At 39.0% G+C, this 23,405-nt stretch carries 21 protein-coding genes; 1 reads left to right on the plus strand and 20 read right to left on the minus strand.

Features of this window, described 5'->3' with window-relative positions; genetic code table 11:
- Window positions 1–14 precede the first annotated feature (14 nt).
- The 4 genes from ACPWSO_RS04780 to ACPWSO_RS04795 are packed head-to-tail and all read right to left on the minus strand — an operon-like array spanning window position 15 to window position 4,684.
- Window positions 15–395 (minus strand): hypothetical protein, encoded by a 381-nt coding sequence (locus ACPWSO_RS04780; RefSeq protein WP_426081682.1) that lies wholly within the window; start codon window positions 393–395, stop codon window positions 15–17.
- A 34-nt stretch (window positions 396–429) separates the two neighbouring features.
- Window positions 430–1,536 carry a glycoside hydrolase family 88 protein gene (locus ACPWSO_RS04785; RefSeq protein ID WP_426081683.1) on the minus strand — a complete coding sequence of 369 codons (1,107 nt, stop codon included), beginning with the start codon at window positions 1,534–1,536 and terminating at the stop codon, window positions 430–432.
- An 18-nt stretch (window positions 1,537–1,554) separates the two neighbouring features.
- Window positions 1,555–3,390 carry a DUF2264 domain-containing protein gene (locus ACPWSO_RS04790; RefSeq protein ID WP_426081684.1) on the minus strand — a complete coding sequence of 612 codons (1,836 nt, stop codon included), beginning with the start codon at window positions 3,388–3,390 and terminating at the stop codon, window positions 1,555–1,557.
- A 10-nt stretch (window positions 3,391–3,400) separates the two neighbouring features.
- Window positions 3,401–4,684, minus strand: a complete 1,284-nt coding sequence (locus ACPWSO_RS04795; RefSeq protein WP_426081685.1) for an ABC transporter substrate-binding protein — start codon at window positions 4,682–4,684, stop codon at window positions 3,401–3,403.
- A 157-nt stretch (window positions 4,685–4,841) separates the two neighbouring features.
- On the opposite strand from ACPWSO_RS04795, the gene ACPWSO_RS04800 reads away from it, so the two are divergent.
- A complete protein-coding gene (locus ACPWSO_RS04800; protein WP_426081686.1) occupies window positions 4,842–5,675 on the plus strand; it encodes an AraC family transcriptional regulator in 834 nt (277 codons plus the stop codon).
- A gap of 210 nt (window positions 5,676–5,885) precedes the next feature.
- Here ACPWSO_RS04800 and ACPWSO_RS04805 read toward each other — a convergent pair whose 3' ends face one another.
- From ACPWSO_RS04805 to rimM, 16 genes are all read right to left on the minus strand, one after another.
- Window positions 5,886–6,566, minus strand: coding sequence for a hypothetical protein (locus tag ACPWSO_RS04805; protein ID WP_426081687.1), 681 nt, complete (start codon window positions 6,564–6,566; stop codon window positions 5,886–5,888).
- Window positions 6,567–6,671: 105 nt separating this feature from the next.
- The gene (locus ACPWSO_RS04810; RefSeq protein WP_426081688.1) at window positions 6,672–7,253 is read right to left on the minus strand and encodes a GNAT family N-acetyltransferase; all 582 of its coding nucleotides are present in this window, start codon (window positions 7,251–7,253) and stop codon (window positions 6,672–6,674) included.
- A gap of 199 nt (window positions 7,254–7,452) precedes the next feature.
- Window positions 7,453–8,592: a peptidoglycan-binding protein gene (locus ACPWSO_RS04815; protein ID WP_426081689.1), complete on the minus strand. Its 1,140-nt coding sequence runs from the start codon at window positions 8,590–8,592 to the stop codon at window positions 7,453–7,455.
- A gap of 373 nt (window positions 8,593–8,965) precedes the next feature.
- Complete coding sequence (locus ACPWSO_RS04820) at window positions 8,966–10,996, minus strand: penicillin-binding transpeptidase domain-containing protein (RefSeq protein WP_426081690.1); 2,031 nt, start codon at window positions 10,994–10,996, stop codon at window positions 8,966–8,968.
- Window positions 10,997–11,746: 750 nt separating this feature from the next.
- Window positions 11,747–13,747 carry a transketolase gene (tkt, locus tag ACPWSO_RS04825; RefSeq protein WP_426081691.1) on the minus strand — a complete coding sequence of 667 codons (2,001 nt, stop codon included), beginning with the start codon at window positions 13,745–13,747 and terminating at the stop codon, window positions 11,747–11,749.
- A gap of 304 nt (window positions 13,748–14,051) precedes the next feature.
- Window positions 14,052–14,750 (minus strand): D-allulose 6-phosphate 3-epimerase, encoded by a 699-nt coding sequence (gene alsE / locus ACPWSO_RS04830; RefSeq protein ID WP_426081692.1) that lies wholly within the window; start codon window positions 14,748–14,750, stop codon window positions 14,052–14,054.
- Between the two features lie 204 nt (window positions 14,751–14,954).
- Window positions 14,955–16,055 carry a PTS fructose transporter subunit IIC gene (locus tag ACPWSO_RS04835; RefSeq protein WP_426081693.1) on the minus strand — a complete coding sequence of 367 codons (1,101 nt, stop codon included), beginning with the start codon at window positions 16,053–16,055 and terminating at the stop codon, window positions 14,955–14,957.
- A 92-nt stretch (window positions 16,056–16,147) separates the two neighbouring features.
- Window positions 16,148–16,597, minus strand: a complete 450-nt coding sequence (locus ACPWSO_RS04840; protein WP_426081694.1) for a PTS sugar transporter subunit IIA — start codon at window positions 16,595–16,597, stop codon at window positions 16,148–16,150.
- A gap of 19 nt (window positions 16,598–16,616) precedes the next feature.
- Window positions 16,617–16,934 (minus strand): PTS fructose transporter subunit IIB, encoded by a 318-nt coding sequence (locus ACPWSO_RS04845; protein ID WP_426081695.1) that lies wholly within the window; start codon window positions 16,932–16,934, stop codon window positions 16,617–16,619.
- 11 nt (window positions 16,935–16,945) lie between these two features.
- Window positions 16,946–17,386 (minus strand): PTS sugar transporter subunit IIA, encoded by a 441-nt coding sequence (locus ACPWSO_RS04850; RefSeq protein ID WP_426081696.1) that lies wholly within the window; start codon window positions 17,384–17,386, stop codon window positions 16,946–16,948.
- Entirely contained in the window at window positions 17,376–18,857 is a 1,482-nt protein-coding gene (locus ACPWSO_RS04855; protein ID WP_426081697.1) for a BglG family transcription antiterminator, read from the minus strand. The genes ACPWSO_RS04850 and ACPWSO_RS04855 overlap by 11 nt, the downstream gene beginning before the upstream one ends.
- A 464-nt stretch (window positions 18,858–19,321) precedes the next feature.
- On the minus strand, window positions 19,322–19,669 hold the full coding sequence (rplS, locus tag ACPWSO_RS04860; RefSeq protein ID WP_426081698.1) for a 50S ribosomal protein L19: 348 nt from the start codon (window positions 19,667–19,669) through the stop codon (window positions 19,322–19,324).
- An 813-nt stretch (window positions 19,670–20,482) separates the two neighbouring features.
- Complete coding sequence (locus ACPWSO_RS04865) at window positions 20,483–21,511, minus strand: YeiH family protein (protein WP_426081699.1); 1,029 nt, start codon at window positions 21,509–21,511, stop codon at window positions 20,483–20,485.
- A gap of 202 nt (window positions 21,512–21,713) precedes the next feature.
- Window positions 21,714–22,055, minus strand: a complete 342-nt coding sequence (locus tag ACPWSO_RS04870; RefSeq protein ID WP_426081700.1) for a VOC family protein — start codon at window positions 22,053–22,055, stop codon at window positions 21,714–21,716.
- Window positions 22,052–22,813: a tRNA (guanosine(37)-N1)-methyltransferase TrmD gene (gene trmD / locus ACPWSO_RS04875; RefSeq protein WP_426081809.1), complete on the minus strand. Its 762-nt coding sequence runs from the start codon at window positions 22,811–22,813 to the stop codon at window positions 22,052–22,054. The genes ACPWSO_RS04870 and trmD overlap by 4 nt, the downstream gene beginning before the upstream one ends.
- Window positions 22,803–23,327 carry a ribosome maturation factor RimM gene (rimM, locus tag ACPWSO_RS04880; RefSeq protein WP_426081810.1) on the minus strand — a complete coding sequence of 175 codons (525 nt, stop codon included), beginning with the start codon at window positions 23,325–23,327 and terminating at the stop codon, window positions 22,803–22,805. Before rimM ends, trmD begins: the two co-directional genes overlap by 11 nt.
- Window positions 23,328–23,405: the final 78 nt, after the last annotated feature.

A 23,405-nucleotide genomic window follows, 5' to 3' on the forward strand; every position in this document is an offset into this window, starting at 1 on the left:
CATGTCCCCCCTTACTAAAGTTCATTTTTTATTTGTTCAGCTTTGATAAACCCATAGTATTCTCCATAAACTGTTACCTGTTCCGCCAGCTGCCATTCACTGTCAGAATAATTAATTACCTGATACCGCTGTCCTTCTGCTTCCAGAATAAAGCGGTCATTTTTTTTGACTGACTGTCCATCATCATTATCTGTGACCGTAATGACACCGCTGAGCTGAATAAGAGTATTCGGAGGTACATCGCCATTTTGAAAAGCCTCCGCAGAATAGTGCTTATAGATTGCCGCTGTTTCTTCTTCCACCTGATGGTCAAAAGAATGCAGGCGCTCCTGCTCTCCACAGGAAGAGAGGAAAATAATAGTAAAAAAAAGCAAGAATAACAGATATTTTTTCATCGTATTTCCCCCTCATCTGTAGACTAAGACACGATTACCAAAGATCCATTTCAGTTTCCTTTAGCTTCAGCAAAGCTTCAATCAAAAAGTAATCTGCATAAACCAAGCCAACGTTTTTGCCTTCTTTCCCGTGGTAGTCAACTGCTCCACCGCTTACTAAACCATCCGTTTCAACTGAAAAATCCGTATAGCCTTCCAACACTGCTGTCAGCATTTTTTCTGCTGCAGCTTTATAGATTTTCCCTTGTTCCTTCGGCAATAACCGGCTTAGCTCCAGCAAACCGCAGGCGGCAATCATTCCTGCACTCGTATCTGTGTCTTCTTCAATCGCTGGCGCCTTAAAGTCGACTGCTGGTACATCATTCGTTTGCGAAATATTTGCTAAAAAGTAATTGGCAACCTGAATCGCTGTATTTAAATAGTCATCATTATTCGTATGCCTATAGCTCAACGCAAAGCCATAGATTGCCCATGCCTGTCCTCGTGACCAGGCAGAATCACTGCTAAAGCCCTGTCCGCCAATCCATTCAATGAAATCTCCGCTTTCCGGATTAAAGCTGCCAATGTGAGCTGATGAGCCATCCTTGCGAATAAGATACTGTTGAACCGTATCCGCATGAGCAATAGCAAACTGCTTAAAGCGCGGATCATTGAGTTCTGCGGATGCCCAATGCAGCAGCGGAATATTCATCATGCTGTCAATGATAATCCAGCCGGTTTTATCTTCATTCCATGCTCGAATGAACTGCCCCTTACTATTAAAACGACTAGCCAAAACAGAAGCTGCCTTTAACCCTCGAACTCTGGATTTCTCATTCCCAGTTGCACGATAGTTAGCTACCGCTGTGTGAAGCCACATAAAACCTACATCGTGATGCAGCTCAACGAACTCATCCAATGCCTGATCCAGTCTCACTTCAATACGTTCTGCATGAGATTTGAAGGCTTCTTTCCCAGTATGGTGATAGAGCTGCCAGAGTAGTCCTCCAAAAAAGCCATTGGTCCACCAGGCAATATCTTCCTGCCCCATATCTGTATAGCGCCCATTTTCCGGAATATAAGGAATGCCCTCTGCTATTCTGGCTGATTCGCTTAAAACCTTCGTTGCGATTTTATCCAAGTAGTCATCAATTTTTTCCATCGTCTTCTCCTCTACTCCTTAAATGAACGGTAAATCGATTGTTTTTTGCTCTTGTCCCACAGTTAGAACTGCCTTGTTATCAGAAACAACGGCCTTCGGTAAGTCTTGGATCTCGCTGCTCTTCTTTTGACCATCTCCTAAGAAAGCATTACAGATGATTGTCTCTCCTTTAGAAATATCCTGATTCAGATAAGGAAATACAACGTTGTTGTATAAAACATTGACATTCGCTAAACGAGCTGAAATGCCTGTCTGTCCTTGACCAGAGAGATTAACGACACCAGAGACCCCGATGGCTGAATCTAAAAAGCTGCGTGTTTCTGTCTGTTGGATTTGTACAGTTTCTGCCCCATCATAAGGAACCGAAAATCCGCCGTCACGAATATTCAATGCCCTTTCGCTATTGATTTTGTGGATGCGGAAATGCCATTGTCCAAACGGAATAATACAGGATTGAATAACCACATCAGCCCAAGGCTGCCAAGTAACAGCCACATGTGTATTTTCCGTATGGTAGCTTTCAAAGGCTGTACGGACACGATAAAAGTTGTCGCGTTCTGAAACAGCCAGCACATTGTCAAAGCCGCCTTTTTCATAACCAACCAGCCCTTTAGATACATTGAAGCCGAATAATGTAGAGTATACGAACTTTCCATATTTTGCTTCCCCATGTGTATGCAGCTCGACAAACTGACCCACAGGAAAGGCTTGAACCTCTTTGCCGTCAGAGCTTTTTTTCAACAGCATTCTGGCTTCCTTTATCAGGGTTGGCGCTGTGTCCGCTGATGATTCTGAACAAGCAGCAGGCAATGACCAAGTTGAATCATCTTCCGGCAACGCCAGAACCAGAAACGCCTTTAATGACCAGTAGGGAGAGCCGGGAGCATTATACTCCTCCGACATCACCAGATCATCATAGCAGTAGCCGACTCGCAGCAAGCCTTCTGGAGAAAAGATATCCTGTGAAAGCCAGAAAGCCAAATTTTTACTTAATAAGCTTTTGGATTTCTCCGGAGCGAATCCCTCCACCTTAGCAAACAGCATCGCTGACCAGAAAGAGCTTTGGGCAAAACGGTAGGTTAAGCTCCTTCCAAAAGGAATTCCCCGTCCCTCATCATCAAACCAGTGCTGAAATGTCTGCGCGAATTCTGCAGCCCGTTCCTTCAAAATTCTGCTGCGTTGAGGATCTTCTGCTTCAAATAGAACGGAATACAGTAAAGAATAGTAATGAATTGCAAAGGAAATGTAGTAATCAATCTGAACCTTCACCCCATCGTAATACCAGCCGTTTCCTAAATAGAAGGTCTCAATCTTGGCGAAATCCTTTTCAATTTGAACGAAGGTATCCATTCCGTAATTTTTATGAAGGCAAACATTCACCAGAACCCTGAAGAACAACCAGTTATTTTGCGCCGTATCAAATGAATTAATTTGGTTCATCCATTCAACTAAGTAGTGGTGCTGTCTTTCCGACAGTCGTGAGTCAACCTTTTCTTTATTCATCACAAGAAAAACTGCCAAAGGAGCCATCTCCACCATTAGCTGATCTACGTGACCAATTTTTCCCCAGTAATCTGGAGAGTCTGGATTGACTCCCTCACAGATGCCCTTCAACAGCTTATCAAAGGTTTCATCTGCTGACTGCTGACTATAGAAGGGGCCGTAGCCCCACAGTAGCCGTAAAAAACCTTCTGCCTCTCTTGTTTTTTTACTGTAAATTGCTCCAGCAGAACCGATATCCAGCAGCCCCGGATGCCGTTCATCCAATGCTTGCACAGCCGGCTGTGCAATTTTTTGAAAAGCTGTAGTAAATTCTTCTTTCGTTTTCATGACTGAGTAGCTAACTGAATTCATCATTTCCTCCTCAATTATCTTCTTCCAACACTTCCTTCGCACGCTTATTCAATGCGTCAATTCCTTTTTTCACAGAGTTATCTTCTACCATAATTAAATCGTATTCTTCATTAATGATTGAGTTAATTTCTGCACTCTTTGGATCCGGCAGCATTTCCCAGCCGTTTTTATCTGGATTCAAAGCACGCTTACTTTCTTCATCCTGCGGCATGCCTTCAAGATTATAAAGGACATCCATCACTTCCTCTGACTGATAAGCTGGCGTCATCCCAATCCCGGCAACTGCTTTCGCACCTTCCTCACCTGAACAGAAGCTAACGAATTTTTTAGCTAGCTCCGGATTTTTCGATCCTTTGTTAACAGCAAATCCAGAAGGGCCGCCATACGTACTAACACTTCCTTTTTCGTTCTGCGGCATCGAAGTAATTCCCCATTCAACAGTCGTACGGTTTTCTTTGGCAGCGTTCAACAGTTTGCCTAGATAAAAACTGCCCATCGGCATCATAGCAGTCTTCTCTGTTTCAAATTGCGAAGCATAAGTTACACTCGCTGTTTTTATGGATGAATAGTCCATTGCATACCCTTCATCCTGCATGCGGATCCAGCGATCCAGATATTCTTTTGTAAAGCCATAATCTCCATCCAGCAGTGAGCTGTCCGTTTGATTAGCTGCTGTACATAACAGAATCGGATACCAAGTATGATGATACGTGCCATAGATTTTTTCTCCGTCTTTATCAGTCGTCAGCTGTTTCGCCAGTTCTTCATACTCATCCCAAGTCAGTTCCTCTGGATAAGCGACATTGTTGTCATCAAAGATTTTTTTATTATAAAAAAGCATATAAATATCTTTTCTAAATGGTAATGCATAATATTTACCGTCCAGTTTGTATCCTTCCAAATTGCCCTTGAAATTGTCCGGATTTTTGATATTGTCTGCATCCTCTGAAAGATCCAGCAGCTGTCCTTTAGTTGCATAGTTGACGTAGCTTCCTACTCCTTTAATTGCCAGCACATCTGTCGAATCACCAGCTGAAAGCATCGTTGTTACTTTGTCTTCATATTGATCAGCAGCAATATCAACGATTTTAATTTTTACACCATCGTTCTCCTTTTCAAAGGCTTCCACCATCGCTTTGAATTCAGGGTTGGCATCATATGCCCAGGCTGCGACAGACAATTCATTCGACTCTTTTCCCCCGCTTTCTTCCCCGCCTTTACCACAGGCAGCTAATCCAGATAAGATGCCGACAAACAAGGTAGACAATACTGCGAGCTTTAGAAATTTTTTCATCTTAATAATCCCCTTCTTGATCAAAGAGCTGGTGAAAAACTCTTTGACTTTTCTTTTTTTTACCTTACAATGTGATTATAATATGAATTAAAAGCGCTTTCTTTGCGTTTGTAAACATAAAAACATGCAAAAACAAACTTATAGAGGAGTGTTATTCATGGAATATCTTATTGAGCATTTCCACAAAAAGATTGACTGCTATTACAATATTAATATCCCGAAAATCAAATTGCATCTTCATAATCACTTGGAGCTATTTCTCTTTATCAGAGGAGACGTCCGCTATTTCATCGATGGAAAAGCAATTGAGCTGAAGCCAGGGCACCTGCTTTTTATCAACAATAACCAAATTCATGGTCCAAACCTTTTATCTGATGCCTTGTACGAACGAATTTCCGTTCACTTTTCCAATAAATTTGCTGAAGTGCTGTCCACAGAAAAAACATCTCTTTTGAAAACCTTTAATGAACGGGTCTCATTAATCCAGCTTTCTGACAACCAACTTCAGCATATGATTAATCTAATGAAGGAACTAACCAATGAATACAACGCTCCTTCTGCTTATGGTCATGATTTAGAGATGTCCTCTATGCTGATTCGAATCCTACTCTATGCCAACCGCTGCGCAGCGAACAGCGAAGAAGCAGTCTTGGACAGTCATTTACCAGAGCTGGTTAAAAATATGCTGATTTTCATTCAGGAAAATTTGGATTCTTCAGAGCTGTCTGTTGATATGCTGGCTCAAAAGTTTTCTCACAACGGCATCTATCTAAACCGTATTTTCAAAAAAGAACTCAGCAGCAGCATCTATCACTATATTTTGCTGAGCCGGATTTCCGCAGCCAAAAAGCATTTGGAAAACGGCAAGGATGTTTTAAACACCTGCTACCTTTCCGGTTTCAATGACTACTCCAACTTCATTCGTACCTTTAAGAAAATTACCGGCGTTACACCCAAACAATATGCCAAGAAATTCAGGGAGCATAATTAAAAAAGCGAGACAATCAACTGAAATACTCTTTGCTGATTGTCTCGCTCTCTTCTTGATAAACTGCAAAACGAAATTCGTTTTGAATCCTGAATCAAAGCTATTCTTTTTTTAGTCAACATTATTTTCTCTATCTTAATAATGCTCAATGATAATTTGCAGCGACATATTTTTGTTGTCTGTATCAACTACCTGCTACAAAAAAACTATTGGTTATATCAAACGGTCCTTAATTTTTTCCTGACGCTTTTGGTGAAGATAACCGATGGCTACAACAATTAAGGTTCCAGCCAGATTGACCATGATGTCTTCCATCGTATCGCCTAACGCTTCATGTCCCGAAAGAATCTCTCCCTCTACTGTCATAAATTTCTGCATGTTGGTCTGTAGAATATGATCTGCTAAATATTCATAAACTTCCCAAAGCACACCACAGGTTGTCGCAAAACAAAGAGCAAACAGACTAACGAAGAACGGACTGAGATGGACATTGGTTCTTTTACTTCTACTGATTAAATCAACAATTAGAAAACCTAGTGCACTGAGCATACCAGCACTAAAGCCGTGTAGAATCATATCCCAAAATGGAATCTTGTAGTAAAAATTCTGAACCTCACCTAAATAAATCGCGCAAAAAAGAAAAATAAAGTAGATGATTTCCATCAAATCGGGAATATCAATTCCGTATATTTTTTCTACTCGATAGGGAATAAAAATGACGATCATTCCAACAACACATTGCAGAATCATTAGAACATAATCACTTTTAACTAGTTCATACTCTTTATTTGAACTGCCTGAAGGGGCACTCTGCAGCATTATCACTGCATAAACAACAGATGCTGCCAATAAACAAAAGACAATAATAAAGATTAGATTCTTCCGTTTATCCAACTTTGATTTCTTCTCGATGATTCGTTCACTCCTTTTTAGCTGTCTTTTCTTAGCGGAACATAGATAGCCTTGAATCTTTTTCCAAGTATCCCTCAAAAACGGCTGCTATTCCATTTTTTTCTGCTGCAGCTGATTAATAATCTCTAACGCCTCTTGATAGTCTTCATTTTTACTGCCGTCTATATTTTCAGGAACTATTTTATAACCCAATCGTTCATACAGCTTGACCGCTGGATGGCTCCACGTTTGTGTATGTAAATAAATATCTTCATTTGGCTCAAGCTCAGCCAAACGCACTGTCACCCCTGCTGCTAAAGCCGCTGCCAGCCCTCTCTTTTGAAACTTCGGCTTAACCGCTAACCAATGAAGCAGCGGTTTCGTTTTACCATCCACTTCTTTCCACCACGCTGTACAGGTTGCGGTTTTTTCTCCGGTTTCATCTTCAATAAACAGCATTCGTTGCGAAAGCGCCTGTGGAAATGGTGCGAAAGCTCGGCTAAAATAATCCAGGGCTTCCTCCTCATCTGAAAATTCGAATACTGAGGTTTCAATTTTTGCCCATTCAGCCTCATCTCCCTCTTGATAGAAAGCAAAATGAAACCCTTCAGGTAAATTGATTGCTGGCACTGGTTCTTCCTTTGACCGAACCATCCATATTTCACGGTAAGGTATACTCTTATCCAGCATCTTATATTCTCTCCTCATCTGTAAGCTTTGCAATTCAGTTCATGCTTATTATACCATTGATTTCTAACTTTATAGAGAATTTCCCTAACCGCCTAAATTAAAAATGAACTGAAGCCCTTGAATTCCCAAGGGTTTCAGTCCATTTAATGTTGCTGTTATAAATTGTTTGATTTTAAACTTATACAGTCAACGAGCAATTTTATTTTGCTGCTTTCATTGCATCGATGATTGCTTGTAGATAACCTGCTGTATCAGAGAATGTTGCTCCTGTTACTACATCTGCTGGACTATCATCTTCTCCTAGACCATCTAATTCCTTAACTGTGTCTTCCAATTCAGAAGTTGTTTTGCCTAAAGCAAATTTGATTACTGCAGACATATTATCTGCGTAAGGATTAGTTGCTCCGCCTTTGTCTGCCATCATTGCTGAATAGGCATCATTATTAGCTTCTTTTGAAGATAATACTAGGCCTTCTTGAACATCTGCTCCGAAATCAGCATTAGAATTTGGTACACCACCAAAATCAGCTGGATCAACATATTGGAACTCATCTAATGAAGCTGCTGCTAATTTATCTCCATCTAAAGCAACTGTTGTAACAGAGAATGATTTATCTCCATGAGGTGCGCCTAATACTTGTGTTTCCTTCAAGTCTTCTGTAGAGGTTTTGATGCCTTCTGAAATCATACCAGTGTTTGCTGTATCGATGATTGACTGCAGGTAGCCGCTAGTATCAGAGAATGTTGCTCCTGTTACTACATCAGCCGGATTGCCGTCTTCACCTAAGTCGTCTAATTCTTTAACAGTGTCTTCCAGTTCTTTCGCTGTTTTGCCTACAGCAAAAGCTGCGATTGCATCCATGCTGTCAGCCCAGCCTTGAGAAGCGCCGCCTTTATCTGCCATCATTGCCGAATAGGCTTTGTCGTTGCCGCGTTTGCTGGATAATACTGTATCGGTTGGATAGTTTTCACCAAATGCACCATCAGAATTCGGTACGCCTGTGAAGTCATCAGGAGACACATATTGGAATTCATCCAATTGCACTGCTAAAATCTTATCTCCGTTCATTGTTACATTGACTACAGCAAATGATTTTGTTCCATGAGGTGCTGTAAGCAGTTGTCTCATGTACACAGTTCCTTCAGCAGGTGCTGAATCTTTGGTACTGCCGTCCGCAATTGTGATATCTGCTGCTGCCGCTGAACTGCTGCTTTCTGTAGTTACTGAGCTGCTTTGTGCAGTAGAAGAACTTTCTGCAGTTTTCTTGTCATCAGAAGAACATCCTGTAGCTGTTAGTAATGCCAATAAAATAGCCGTTGTTAATGTAATCTTTTTCATATAATTGCCCCCTAAAATAATTGTTTTACCCGTTGCTCATTATATCACATTAATATGGCTGGCTCTACCTTATTTAAAGCGTTTTCGTTCATTAAAAAGAGTTTTCTGTTAACAGAATAATTAACTGAATTTTCTGTTATTTTTACTTTCTTTATAGGTGTGCTTGTTGTTCTTCTTTTTATCTTTGAAAGTTGATTAACTTTCTGAATACTCTCTGCTTTTTTTATAAATGAAAAGCTGCACAAACAGAATATCAGCAAGCTGTTGGTACCGTATAAAATTTCCCTTCATTCCTCATATAAAAAAGCGAGCGGCACTGCTTGTTTCGCAGTTGCCGCTCGCTTTTTTTCCTTTACCAACTAACTGCCTCGTATCATTGATAATGTTCTTCCAAATATTGAACAACTCCGCCAGCTTTTTCTGTAGCTGTACCGTTTTCTCTTGAGTTTTCAGACATAATAAGCCCCATGAAATTACGATTATCCACATCGAAAAACAATAAAAAGCTGTTCTCTGTACCTAATGTATCCTGCTTTTCTTTTATTTCAGCAGTTCCTGTTTTAGCAGCCAATGTAAAATTGGGATTGTTTAAGCTATATACATATCCTTCCGGCGAGGCAACACTGTCAATTAAATCATTTAATACAGTATTAGCCGCGTTAGCACTGACAACTTCGTTTTTACTTTTTATTTCTTGATCCTTAACAATTTGAGGATACACAAGAGCCCCGTCATTCATAAATACACTGTACATTGTCAGTTGAGAAATCGGTGAAATCATTAATTCACCTTGTCCATAAGCTGTATCGGCCAAAAGAATTTCAGAGTGAAAAGTTTCTTCATTAGAAATACTTGCAGGTTCAATATAGATGGGTAAATCCAATTCTTCACCAAAAATGAACTTATTCAACCCGCTGCGAAAAACCTCCTCCCCCATTTCCAAACTCTTTTGCGCAAAGAAAATATTATCTGAAAAGACCAATGCTTTTTTTAAATCAACCACAGGTGTTTCTTTCACCCGTGTCGTCCAAAAACCGCCCCAGCTTGCATCCTTTTGCCATTTCAAACCATTAATTTCCCGTTCTTCTGTTGTATTAATGTGCCCTGAATCCAAACCAATAGCTGCAGTAATTGTTTTAAAAGTTGAACCTGGTGCATAGCGATTGGCATAGCGAGCCATGAATGGCAGATTTGTATCATCTGCATAGACTTTATACTCTTCTTCAGAAATTCCCAAAACCATTTTATTGGGATTATAAGATGGCGCACCTGTCGCCACCAGCAGTTCACCTGTTTTAGGACTTGAAATAACAGCCGTAGACGGCTTACCTGCTAAAGACTCGTAGGCAATTTTCTGTGCGTCGCTATCAATTGTCAATGTGATATCTGCTGGCTGAATCTTTTCAACCGCTAGCAAGTTCTTCTTAACTTGTCCATTCTTATCTAAGATATCAACACTTACACCGTTTTTACCTCTTAGCTTCTCGTCGAAAGCCGCCTCTAAACCAGCTTTTCCGATATAGTCATTTTCCGATAACGCAGGATTTTCCTCAATATCCTCTGCACTGACTTTACCCACATAACCTAATAAATGTGCTGTCGCTTCCCCATAAGGATAATGTCTCTGATTGATTTTACCAATCGATGCTCCCTGAGGAAGCGCTGCTATTTCCTCAAAGCTGATACTGCTTTCCAGTGTTTTAAGAGGGACAAACAAATCATCCTTCACCCATGTTTGATTTAATTTTTCATTGATTATTTCTGTCGAAATAGCGAACTTCTCACTAATCGCCTGTATGTGCTGGGCCCGTTGTTCGCCCTCACCTAATTGACCAGGAGTTATTCCCAGCTGCTGATAATCATAGTTCTCTGCGATTTTCTTGCCATTTCTGTCGAGGATTTCCCCTCGTGTTACCTCATCATTAGCCACACTGACTGTATCCTCAGCACTCATTTCCGGAAATAGTAAAGAAGGTTGCCACTCAAATGAATAAGCTTCGTCTGTTTTTTTCATCGTTACTTGATATTTTTCTGTAGAGATTTCACCAAACTCTGTGTCCAGCTTTAAGGTATAGGATAGTTGATAATGATTCTTTTCCTTCTCGGTTGTTGAGAGATTCTCCACCTTAACATTTTTTACACCAATCCCCGAAAAGATTGACTCATACCTTTGGATCGTTTCATCCTTAGAGGTTGAATATTCAGCAAAGGATTTTTCTGTAAATAATTCATTGTATTTTGAAAAATCCTGCTTTGCTAGTGCCTCTGTATACTTATTAACCGCACTAGCAACATCCTTTTTTTCCTGTTGATTTTTTAAAATGAAAAAACCTGCTGCCGAACAAACCACCACGCCAGCAGCCAACGCACCAATAAGCAGCCTATTCCTCTTTTGCTTAGTCATTGTTTCCCTCCCAAACTGTTGTTATACCGATAGTAAAAATAAAATCGTTCTTACTGCATTTTATAATGTCGTTTCAAGTAAGCATAGATACTTTTGTAAAAGTTATTATTTATTTATCAGATTCTTAATAGTTTATCTTCATAAAATTTAGCAACAAGTATAGCCCGTCAATGAAAGAGAGCATCGTTAAAAAAGAGATACCCTTTCATTACTATACTCTTCATAAACCATTAAATCCTCAAAAATCTCAAAGACAGCTAAACCTATTTCAGTTAGCATCCAGCAAATTTTATGCCGCAAACTTAATAAGATTTTCATACAAAACTTAGCTACTTCCAACTATCACATGATGATTGATCTTTGACGCCTACCAAACTAGTCCGGTTCTTTATGAGGTTCTCTTTAAATCAAAAACTTTAGTTTTTCTTTTGAAATATTTAAGGATTCACTAGCGACTAAGGTAAAAAAATAACTCTACCTCATAAGAAGTAGAGTATATCAATAAAGGGTCTAACACTGTGGGTTGTTAAACACGATATAATAATATAATATACATATTTCCAAAATAAATCAAAACAAATGTTGTACAATCAAACAATTAAACTAGCTTCATCAACCTTTATTTGTTAGAATGATTTAGTTTTATCTTTTTCATCAATAAATTAGCAACCTATCATGCTTGATTAAAGTTGCTTTTACTCATCTAATTTTCTTATATCTGAGCAGAAAAATAGAATATTTTTATCAAATTTATTGTAAAAAATCTTTATACGCAGTTACAACTGCTTCAGTAGTAAAGCCATATTCTTCAATAATTTTATCTCCAGGAGCACTGGCTCCAAAACAATCGATTGATATTGCCTTCCCAGCCTTGCCTACATAGCGATCCCAGCCAAAACTTGAACCAAGCTCTATAGAAATACGTCTTTTTACAGCTTCAGGCAGTACCTGTTCTTTATATTCCTCTGATTGTTCTTCAAACAAATCAAAACTAGGCATTGAAACAACGGAAACCTCAATTCCTTCTTTTGATAACTCCTGTTGTGACTGAACTGCCAATTGCACTTCTGATCCCGAAGCAATCAGAATCCCATCTAAAGACTCGCCATTTTGCGGGGAAATAACATAGCCGCCTTTCGCAACTTTCTCATCAGCCAATTGCTTCGTCCCCTTAATAACAGGCAGATTTTGACGGCTCAATACTAGAACCGTTGGCTTATCTTTTGTTTCCATTGCAATTTTCCATGCAGCTCTCATTTCATTTCCATCAGCTGGACGAATAACTTGGACATTTGGCATACAACGCAAGCTTGCTAGATGTTCAACCGGTTCGTGGGTAGGTCCGTCTTCACCCACAGCAACAGAATCATGTGTAAGTATATAAATTACTGGTGTTTTTTGGATAGCTGCTAAGCGAATCGCTGGACGTAAGTAATCTGCAAATACAAAGAAGGTACCACCATATACTTTTGTCCCGCCATGTAATTGAATACCATTCATAGCAGCTGCCATCGCAAACTCGCGAACGCCAAACCAAATATTGCGCCCTTCATATTGATTAGGTTCAAAGTCCAGCTCATCCGCTATCATTGTATTGTTAGAGCCAGATAAATCAGCTGAACCACCCCAAAGATAAGGAACTGTTCTAGATGATGCCTGAATCATCTCTTGACTCGATACCCGGCTTGCCTGACTTGAACCAACATCATAAGAAGGTAATTCAGCAGCCCAATTTTCTGGTAATTCTCCTGCAAATGCTTGCTTGAATTGCTCAGCCAATACAGGATAAGTACTCGCATATGTTGAAAATAAGCGGTTCCATTCATCTTCTGCTTTTTGACCATCTTCAATCATTGTTTTTCTAAATCGACGGCTTACTTCGACTGGTACTGTAAATTCAGGATAGTCCCAGCCATATACAGCTCTAGCTGCTGAAATACCAGCTTTCCCTAAAGGTGCACCATGAACAGCTGATGTTCCTTGATTAGGAGCTCCATAGCCAATAACCGTTTTTACCTCAATCAATGTTGGTTTTGTTGTTTCTAATTTTGCTTGCTCTATTGCTTTAGCAACGTCATCCAAATCATTTCCATCATTAACTAGGATATGCTGCCAGCCGTAAGCTTCAAATCTTTGCCCCACGTTTTCTGTAAAAGCCTTTGCTGTGGGTCCGTCTAAAGAAATATCATTTGAATCATACAGCACAATTAACTTTCCTAATTTCATATGTCCAGCCATTGAGGCCGCTTCTTGTGATACACCCTCCATTAAATCGCCGTCTCCGCAAAGCGAATAAGTATAATGGTCAATTACATTGTATTCCGCTCTATTAAATGTTGCCGAAAGGTGGGCTTCTGCCATCGCCATTCCTACTGCCATCGCAATCCCTTGACCCAAAGGACCCGTAGTCGCCTCTACCCCATCGGTATGATGGACTTCCGGATGTCCGGGAGTTTTACTTTGCCACTGACGGAAATTTTTCAAATCATTAATGCTTACCTCATATCCAGAACAATGCAGCAAGCTGTATAGCAGTGCCGATCCATGCCCGGCAGATAAAATAAACCGATCACGATTAATCCACTTTGTTGAAGTTTTTGGGTTTACTTTCAAATACTTTGTCCATAGGACATAAGCCATTGGAGCAGCGCCCAGAGGTAATCCAGGATGACCTGAATTGGCCGATTGAATAGATTCAATACTTAATGTCCGCAGTGTGTTAACTCCTAATTCATCAATTTTATCAAACATTCTTTTCCCTCCAAGAAAGGGTTCGGGACAACGTAATATGCCCAAACCCTTTTTCTCTAAAATCTAAATAAACGGTGAGACATCAGAACAAGAACTTTTTTGTCATCGTAGTGACTTACAACCTCCGGCTACACAAGGAGGTCGGGATATGAATCAATTTCCAGATTTTTAGTACACCTAAATCCGAATAATCGTTGGAACAGAAACAATTAGCTCATATTAATAAACCCTAATTTACCCAAATGATTAAATAAGTTCTTTTGAATTTTATCTTACAGCCGAGGAAATAGCTGCTGTCTTAACTTTAAATTTCTGATGGCATTTTCTTTCCAGTCATCTCTTCGTAATCAGTACTCATAATTTTCCAGGCTTTTTCAATATCTTCATCTAGTCCAAATAACCCGCTTCTTCCGACAATATAAATGTCTGGTCCTGCTGCATCAATCCGTTTAAATGATTTACGATTTGACGATCCATCCATTTCGATTACATAATTATAGCCCTTTTCTTTACGTAATTTGCGTAAATCAACAATTTTATCAAGGGTACTTTCAATAAATCTTTGTCCCGCAAAGCCTGGGTCAATTGTCATGATTGTGATTTTATCCAGTAAATCAATATAAGGGAAAATTGATTCAATTGGTGTTTCAGGATTAATGACAATTCCCGCTTTGAGGCCTGCATCATGAATCTGATCAATTAAACGAAAAGCCAAACCATCTAAAACCTCTGCATGCATACATATCCATTCACATTTAATATCCACAAGCTGCTGAACCCAAAAGCTTGGGTCTGTCACCATTAGATGAGCAGACATTGGCAAATCTGAAATTTTTCTTAACTCCTCAATAAACCATGGGGATAAGGTAATGTTTGGTACGTAATGACCGTCCATTATGTCTATATGATAGGAAGCAACACGAGTATTCAAAAAAGTAATCTGCTGCTTAAACTTGTCCAAATCCATCGTCATTAATGATGGAGAAAATTCAACTTTACTCACTCTAGCTCTCAACTCTTTCTTTATACTATTTTATAACTTTGCTATTCTTTCATAACTAGCCATTCTTCTGTGTGTGAATGGCGTCTAAAAAAAATCGGGACAGCTAAAAGTACCCAATCTGTGCCTCCGCTAACCCAGCCCTTTTACAATGTTTACGTTTGATTGTCTCAAGATTGCTGTTTTTTTAGCTTGCCTATTTGCTTTCTAGAAAATTTGAATATCATCCAAACTAATTTCATCTTCTTCCTTTTCTACTAGTGAGGCTGCATCTTTTTCAGATACATCTTTCTTAATAACTGCTAAGACTAAACCAGTGACTACTGCATTTACAACGATTGCAATGACACCAGCCAGCGGTTTACTCATCGTCGGAATCATCAAGACTCCACCAAATGGTACTGTGGCATCTGCGCCTAAAATCATTGTTGTTGCTCCACCGACAAAACCACCGATTGCTGTGGCTATAACTCCCCGGACAATGTCATTCATGACTAAAGGAATGACTCCTTCAACGATATTAATAACCCCCATTGGAACAGCTGATTTTAACGTTTCAACCTCTAATTTTGTATAGATATTTTTTCTCAATAACTTGGCAAAAAAGAAAGCCAGACCAAATCCTATAGGTGTTGCTGTGTTAACCAATTGTAACGCGGTAATTGGGCCGTTTAAGCCTTCTGCCTGCATCGTTAAAACAAATGCAAAAACTGTTTTGTTAATCGGTCCGCCATAATCTACACCACTCAATAAGCCAGTTACGCCGCCAAAAATCAAAAGAGAAGAGTTGCCTAGACTATCTAAAAAGTTGGTTAATAGTGAAGTTAATGCGGTAATTGGCGTACCGATAATATACACCATGATTAATCCGCCTATAATCGAAGTCAAAAATGGAATAATTAAAGTCGGCATTAATCCTTTCGCCCAATTCGGTAATTTTACATAGTTCAAAATTGCTACTACGAGATATCCTGCTAAGTAGCCGCCCAAGATACCACCGATAAAGCCGGCGCCGATTGCATTCGCTGTTAATCCGATAATGAAGCCAGGAGCAATTCCTGGTTTCCCAGCGATTGAAAAAGAAATGCCTGTGGCTATAACAACAGGCAGTAAGCCTAATCCAGCGCCCCCCATAGTTGCTAAAGCGTCCCAAATAGAAAATTCTCCTGGAACAAGGGTCCCTTGACTTGATCCGCCAAAGCCCATACCAATCGCTATCAAAAAGCCGGCGCCGCAAACAATCGGGATTAAATACGAGATGGCAGTTAATAAATGACCTTTAAGATTGAGTTCTTTTATTTTCTTCATTTTTATCCTCCTAAACAATACTTTTATTTTTTTGAAGCTTCTCTGCTCCAACCCTTAAGAAGTTTTCGCAGCAAGTTATTTTTGTGGTTGTATTAAGAGAAAGCTTTTACTACATCCTCTGCTGATTTAGACTGAATAAGTTCTGCAACTATTTCATCATTTCCAAGCTTTCTGGCAAACAAAGACAATAGTTTGAGATGGCTGGTTGCTCCATCATTGTCGTCCCCAACTGCAAAAAGAATAATTCCTTTTACACCATTTCCATCCAAAGATTCCCAGGGTATTTCGTTGTTGTTAATGCCAATAGCTACACCAATCGTATTTACATACGAGCTTTTTCCGTGTGGAATAGCTATATAGTTTCCTATACCAGTTTGCCCTTCTGCTTCTCTGGCATAAATATCTTTTATAAATCCATCAATCTCGGAAATATTTCCATTTTTAAGCAAAAGATCAGCTAATTCCCTTAATGCTTCATCTTTCGTTTTTGCATTCATATTTGTTTTTACTGTGTTCAAATCAACAATATCTTTTACTTCCATCATAATTCCTCCTAAGAGTTTACTTATCCTGCGCAATAACTTCCTGCGCTTTTTCAATCAATTTATTAGGTGATTTTACAGCAACCTCTGTGGGAACCTGAATGATTCTTTTTCCTTCAAAACGCTCTCTTCCCGAAATTTTTACATCAATTGCTAAAATCACAATATCCGCTTCCTTAATCTGCTCTTCGGTTAACTCATTTTCAATTCCGATAGTGCCTTGCGTTTCCACGTGAATGTCATGCCCTGCTTTTTTGGCAGCATTCTCCAATTTTTCTTGTGCAATATAGGTATGGGCAATCCCAACAGTACATGCTGCTACGCCTACTATTTTCATCTTTTTTCCTCCTAAAATTCTTGAATTTCTTTATAAAAATCGGTTTCTGTTTCCATAATCAGCAACTTTTCCAAAAATTGCTCATCTGCCAATTTCTTAGTAAATTCGCTGATTTTCTTTTTTTCTTCAATCGTCTCATCTTTCTTTAGTAAGATGGCAATGATTAATTTTATATTTCGAATATCTTTCGTCCATTCGGTAATTTCTTCTTTTAAACGAATTAAATAGACTTCACTTTTTCCTAACAGAGAACTTTCCAAATGGGGCAATACAACCTGTTCCGCAATCTGGGTATTTCCAACCTTTTCTCTCTCAACTAAAGAATGAACAATCTGCTTCTTCTCTTCAATTCCTAAAAATGGAACAGCTGTATCAGCAATGAATTGATAGACTTGCTCTTTAGAAATTGATGCTTGATTTAGGAAAACCTGATATAAAGGGTTAGCGTTCATGGTATATCTCCTCGATCTTCCTCTGAAGTCTGTGCTGATCGTCCACAGTAAACATTGCACTCACTAATAAAGATTTAATAGATAGGCTGTCCTGCAAGTGAATGGTTGTGAGAATCAATTCAATATCAGAATGTTTTTTTAAAGACTTTGCTACATTTCGAGTAGCAACAACATCGACAATTTGTAGTTCAGGAAATTTTTTCTCAACTTTTACTCTGAGTAACTCAGAAGTACCTACCCCAGTTGTACACATAATCAACGTTCGAATAGGCAGCTGGTTGGTTTCAATAATTCGAGCAAAGTATAGCGTAATGAAGCCATTTTCATCTTCATTGATGACTGGTAATTGATATTTTTCACTCACTGCATCCGATACATCTGTTATTTTGCTAAAAATCATTTCATAAGTCATTTTTATTTGGTCCAGCAAACTATTTTTTACTCGTATGCCATTTTCAAGTCGATTCAGCATTGGCTTAATATGATTAGCCAGCTCTAGAAAAATCGTATCATTGGCAATTAAAATCTTAAGGTGCGTACTCATCTCATCTAAATAAAACTGAGTAATTTGCATAACTCTAGGAGAAAAGTTGGTTGCTTTACTGAATGAGCCCTGCATTCTGGAAGAAACTAAGTATTGATATAGATAGTACGCTTCTATTTTGGGAAGTTGTTTATTCAAATAATTTTCGATATTTTGAATGGTTGCTTGAGCAACTTCCTTAAGTGCTAAATCCTTTTTTAGTTCTGTTTTTTCCTCGTTAGATAATTTTGATTTTTCAGAAACAACAACTTTTCGCGAACGGCTAATTAAGATATACAAATGCGAAAATATATTTACGTTGTATGGATATGGAATCATAATATCCAGCTTCTTTTCGATAATTCTTAATTGATCCAATACGAAAAGTACATCATAGTTATTAAAATTCAGCTCTTTAGTGGTTCGAAGATCATCAATATCAATAATATTCAGCATCTGGATTCTGTCAGATATAGCTTTTCTAATAGCCCCTTCTTCGCCAATAACAGCCAATGTCCGGTTTTTACGCCTGAGAGTCAAATCATACCTTTTTAATTCTTCCGCTAACCGTTGTTCATCACTGAAAATCACTGAATCTCCAACATAATATTCTTCAAACAACTCATAAACATTTTTAGGTTTGGGAGCAGACAACAATAATTCCTCTAAAATTCGACTACGCCGTTCTTTTGGTGAAAAACTGCTTTTTTTATCAAATGACTGATGGTTTTGCTTCATATATCTTTCGTAGTCTAACTTGTATCCCCGTCCTTTCTCAGATAATATGAGAGAACCCTCTAAGACTTCATCGTTAATCTTTTTTATTAAACGATAAACAGTCTTAGAAGAGGCATTTAGCGCTGCTGCCAATTCTTCTGCGGTCATATAATCTTGTTTTTTCGAGAGAAGCAACAATAACTTTTGCTCACGTTCTTTTTTCGAACTCATAGCAACCCCTCCTTGATATATTTATCATAACTCATTTAATAGAAAACGCTTCCCTAATTTTTGTCCCTTACAATGGTCACTTTTGTGAACCATTAGAACTGTTACGGAAAATCATTTAGGCTTCCAGCTAAAGTGTATCTGAAAAGTAGAGCGGCAGCTAAATTTTTCAAGGATTATTGTGAAAATCAAGAAAAACATAGCTTGTGTGGTGCATCAGCGAGCCGCCAGTTCTGTTTACTTTAGTATCTTAACAGAATGATAAGCGCTGTTTCGATAAATTTTCTTTGAAATAAACAAGTACCACTTATCTTCGAGAGATAGTTATATAAAGATTCACTGTTAAAATTTTCGGACACGCTCTAAATATAACAGGCTGCTTTTATATGTTGTTGTAATAAATAACTAATAAAAACAAAAAAACCTCTTGATAATCAAGAGGTTTTCGTATAGACAATAACGAATTATTATCTTCTGATTTCTTTGATACGAGCTGCTTTTCCGTGTAATGCACGCAAGTAGTACAGTTTTGCACGACGTACTTTACCGTAACGAACAACTTCAATTTGAGCGACACGTGGTGTATGTACAGGGAATGTACGTTCCACACCTACACCGTTAGAAATTTTACGTACTGTGTAAGTTTCGCTGATTCCAGCTCCGCGGCGTTTGATTACTACACCTTCAAAAATCTGGATACGTTCGCGTGTTCCTTCGACTACTTTCGCGTGAACACGAACTGTGTCCCCAGGGCGAAATGCAGGAATATCTGCACGCAGTTGTTCTTTTGTTAATTCTTCGATCAATGGATTCATTTTATCCTTCTCCTTATACCGAATATTCTTATGAGCATACTCGTCACAGCGGAATACCGTAATAGTTGAGCACTTTTGCACTCACCAATGAATTTTACCACAGCACCTAATGTCTGTAAAGATTTTTTTCTTTACAAGTATCAAGGAAACCCGCCAACTCAAAGATAGTTTCTTTTTTTGATAGCTGCAGCTTTATTTAAAATCACTAGTGTTTCAAAGAAAATAAGACGGTTCATCATGTTTCAGACTAATAGAATAAGCAGTGAGCCGGAAGCAACTCGGTAGAAGATCATGGCCGATTTCATTCCTAAATGAAGTCAAACAAGCTGTAGCTGAACTTGAAAAACAGCTTGTAATTCCTCATTTGCTTTTAACACTGCTTGTTCTTGGTTCTGAAGCATAGCTATCCATAGACAAAAAAGTCCTTTATGCTACTCTTGGCAGAATCTAACCATAAAACAGCTGTATTTTCGTAGCGAGCATGGGGCAAAGAATCAAGTAATTATTGCACTGATCCCCTCACTATTAACCTACTTGATCAAGAGAGAACTGCGAACAAGAGCCAGCCTGTTTCAGCTAAAGCGCTCCTTTCATTATCTGAAGTTTGAGCCAGCAGAAAATTGGTTGGAGAGAAACAGGCCTGATGGCTAAACATTTCAAGTGAAGGATATCGCACTTGGTTTTAGTTAAATAGTTCGTACAAATTCTAAAAAAGAGTCATCCATTGCTTAAGCATTCGAATTTTCACCTTGTTCACAGATTAATATTTTCAGATTATATCTCTACAACTCTAATGATTTAAAATACCTTGAATCAATTCAACAGTAAGAAAATCAATGCTAAAGCGGCAATTGTTTGAAAGCCGCCCACTGAAATACCGTAAATCATAAAACGCGGGCCTTCCTTCAAGAACTTTTTCAAATTTAGTCTAAGCCCAATCGCTGCTAGAGCAGTTGTTTCAAACCAGGTGCTGACAAAGTGGGCAGAGTCAGAGATCAATGTGGGCAGCTGAAATAGACTATTTATAATACAGACAACTAAAAATCCTGTAACATACCAAGGCAGCGATTGTTTCTTTTTTTTCACTGAAACAGATGCTTCCGCTGTTGATAATACGCTTCCTCGATTAGCCCATTTTTCAAAAACAAATACAACCACCACCAGCATCATAATACGCAAAATCTTGAACAGCATTGCAAACTGAACCACATCCTGATTAATTAGACTGGCACCAGCTACGACCTGACCTACGGATTGAAGGGTACCGCCTAGCAGAGCGCTTTTAGGAATCAGCTCTGAAAAGAGCTGCTGACCAAGAAAGGGCAGTGTCAGCATCATTACTGTTCCTAATAGATTAACCAAAGTGATAATTTGTCCCTTTTCTTCATCCTTTGCACCAATTGCTGGTGCAATTGAGGCGATGGCAGAAGAACCACAAACTGCATTGCCTCCTGCCATCATTAAAGACATTGATTGATTAAAGCCTAGTTTTTTTCCTATCCAGTAGGTAAAAACAATTGTTCCAGCCATTAGTAGTAGAACAAACAGCACACCCATAACTCCCATTTCTGCGATGGTTTGAAAAGTTACGGTTGCTCCTAGTAATACGACTGAGAACTCCAACAGCTTGCTTTCAGCGAATTTTGTACCTGCATCCAGCTGGTCTTGATGTCCTATTGTGTTGCCCAAAACGATTCCTAAGAGAATCGCAATTGTAGCACCACCCAGCTGCGGTAAAAAAACAGCCAAGCCTTTACTAATCACAGCAACAATTACTGCCAATGACAGTCCCAGTAGAATAGGACTTTTTCTCAAATTATTAATCCATTGTTTTATCTTCATGTTATTTTCCCCTCACATTTCTTCATCATTATACCTCGTCTTTATCATTCATATGATGAATTATCATGATAGGTACTATTACGAAACTCAATGAAAACTATTACATATAAATAAAATCAACATTTTCATTATACAAAAGAAAATGTTGATTTAGAAAAAATTCTGTTCTTGAAAATTCTCTTTTCAGGAAGCAGATAGTTATTTAAATTTTTGACCGTAATGCAAATTGATTATTTTCAGGATCTATAAACAGTGCATTGCGATATCCCCATGGCTGATCTTGAGGCGGAGCAATGACTGGCACATCCATTTTTATTAGCCGTTGAAACTCCTGATCCACATTCTCTACATCAAATACCAATGCAACAACTGGCGACGGTACAGCTGCTTTATCTGGATTTTTTAGAATCGCCAAGGTCATTCCTTCACATAGAATATCCTGATGAATGTCATCTCCCTTGCCTGCAACTTGAAGTAGCTGACAATAAAAATTACTTAACGCCGGCACATCCTCTGCCAAAAGACAGATACCGCTAAATTTCATTCCTCAATCTCCTTTGCAGCCTCACGCGTCTCTTTTTCAATCTCATCAAGCAGCTTTTTCATTTGTTCCGTCAATTCTAGTTTGTCCAACATGTCCGGCCGTCTTAAAAAAGTTCTCCGCAGTGATTCTTTTAGCTGCCATTCCTCAATCAGTTTATGGTTGCCGTTCATCAGTACTTCAGGAACCATCATCCCTTGGAATTCAGCAGGACGTGTATATTGAGGATGCTCAAGCAAACCTGTTGAATGAGAATCCGTTTGAGCGGATAAATTATTGCCCAGCACTTCTGGAAGCAAACGTACCGTGGCATCCACCATAACCATTGCGCCCAGCTCACCGCCAGTCAGCACGTAATCCCCTAGAGAAACTTCGTCGGTTACCAAGGTTCGAATCCGTTCATCGTACCCTTCGTAATGACCACAGATAAATACCAAATGTTCTTCTCCAGCAAATTCTTCCGCCGTTTTCTGATCAAACTGCTTGCCAGCCGGATCCAACAGAATCACTCGTTTTTTTGTCTCCGGTGTCCGTTCATTGATAGCAGCAATTGTGGAAAAAATAGGCTGTGCTTTTAACAGCATTCCTGCGCCGCCGCCATAGGGATAGTCGTCCACCATTTGGTGCTTATTATCAGAGTAATCTCTAAAATTATGCACTTGAATCTGCAGCAGTTCTTTTTCCACTGCTTTGCCAATAATCGATTCTCCCAGCGGCCCTTCAAACATCCTAGGAAACAAAGTTAAGATATCAATCTTCATCGTCAATCAAACCTTCCGGAATCTCCACTGTGATTTCACCCTTCTCAATATCAACCTTCTTAACAACCGATTCAATGTAGGGAATCAAGGCATCTTTTTTCTTCACACGCTGTACTACCCAGACATCATTCGCTCCAGGAGATAGAATTTCTTTTACCTTACCGATTTCTGTTCCGGCTTCATCAATGACCTTCGAGCCAATAATCTCATGGTAATAGAATTCGTCTTCATTTAACGTGTTTAATTGATCCTTAGCAACTTTCAAAATACCATCCCGATATTTTTCTACATCATTAATCGATGGATGTCCCTCAAAGCTTACAATATCGAAATTTTTATGCTTGCGATGACTTTTAATCGTCAATTCTACCGGATTTTTTCTTTCCTGAAATAACAGTAAGACTGCCCCTTTTTTATAGCGAAGCTCTGGAAAATCCGTCTGAGAAATCACACGAACCTCTCCTTTAAGTCCTTGAGTATTTACAATTTTGCCAACGTTTAGATAGTCTGTCACTCGTAGCCCTCTTTTCATTCATAATCCTTTATAGTTTATCACTTTTAGCGATTGAATACCACGAACAATTATATGCCA

It is taken from the genome of Enterococcus sp. LJL51, assembly GCF_049894025.1.
Lineage (GTDB): Bacteria > Bacillota > Bacilli > Lactobacillales > Enterococcaceae > Enterococcus_L.

Excerpts from the sequence above, each read along its gene's own strand:
- ACPWSO_RS04815 (WP_426081689.1), bottom strand. The coding sequence starts at position 8,592 with ATGAAAAAGATTACATTAACAACGGCTATTTTATTGGCATTACTAACA.
- ACPWSO_RS04870 (WP_426081700.1), bottom strand. The coding sequence starts at position 22,055 with ATGAAATTTAGCGGTATCTGTCTTTTGGCAGAGGATGTGCCGGCGTTA.
- ACPWSO_RS04845 (WP_426081695.1), bottom strand. The coding sequence starts at position 16,934 with ATGAAAATAGTAGGCGTAGCAGCATGTACTGTTGGGATTGCCCATACC.
- ACPWSO_RS04820 (WP_426081690.1), bottom strand. The coding sequence starts at position 10,996 with ATGACTAAGCAAAAGAGGAATAGGCTGCTTATTGGTGCGTTGGCTGCT.
- ACPWSO_RS04790 (WP_426081684.1), bottom strand. The coding sequence starts at position 3,390 with ATGAATTCAGTTAGCTACTCAGTCATGAAAACGAAAGAAGAATTTACT.
- ACPWSO_RS04835 (WP_426081693.1), bottom strand. The coding sequence starts at position 16,055 with ATGAAGAAAATAAAAGAACTCAATCTTAAAGGTCATTTATTAACTGCC.
- ACPWSO_RS04855 (WP_426081697.1), bottom strand. The coding sequence starts at position 18,857 with ATGAGTTCGAAAAAAGAACGTGAGCAAAAGTTATTGTTGCTTCTCTCG.
- ACPWSO_RS04810 (WP_426081688.1), bottom strand. The coding sequence starts at position 7,253 with ATGCTGGATAAGAGTATACCTTACCGTGAAATATGGATGGTTCGGTCA.
- rplS (WP_426081698.1), bottom strand. The coding sequence starts at position 19,669 with ATGAATCCATTGATCGAAGAATTAACAAAAGAACAACTGCGTGCAGAT.
- ACPWSO_RS04850 (WP_426081696.1), bottom strand. The coding sequence starts at position 17,386 with ATGAACGCTAACCCTTTATATCAGGTTTTCCTAAATCAAGCATCAATT.
- ACPWSO_RS04800 (WP_426081686.1), top strand. The coding sequence starts at position 4,842 with ATGGAATATCTTATTGAGCATTTCCACAAAAAGATTGACTGCTATTAC.
- ACPWSO_RS04795 (WP_426081685.1), bottom strand. The coding sequence starts at position 4,684 with ATGAAAAAATTTCTAAAGCTCGCAGTATTGTCTACCTTGTTTGTCGGC.
- ACPWSO_RS04840 (WP_426081694.1), bottom strand. The coding sequence starts at position 16,597 with ATGGAAGTAAAAGATATTGTTGATTTGAACACAGTAAAAACAAATATG.
- ACPWSO_RS04785 (WP_426081683.1), bottom strand. The coding sequence starts at position 1,536 with ATGGAAAAAATTGATGACTACTTGGATAAAATCGCAACGAAGGTTTTA.
- ACPWSO_RS04780 (WP_426081682.1), bottom strand. The coding sequence starts at position 395 with ATGAAAAAATATCTGTTATTCTTGCTTTTTTTTACTATTATTTTCCTC.
- tkt (WP_426081691.1), bottom strand. The coding sequence starts at position 13,747 with ATGTTTGATAAAATTGATGAATTAGGAGTTAACACACTGCGGACATTA.
- ACPWSO_RS04865 (WP_426081699.1), bottom strand. The coding sequence starts at position 21,511 with ATGAAGATAAAACAATGGATTAATAATTTGAGAAAAAGTCCTATTCTA.
- trmD (WP_426081809.1), bottom strand. The coding sequence starts at position 22,813 with ATGAAGATTGATATCTTAACTTTGTTTCCTAGGATGTTTGAAGGGCCG.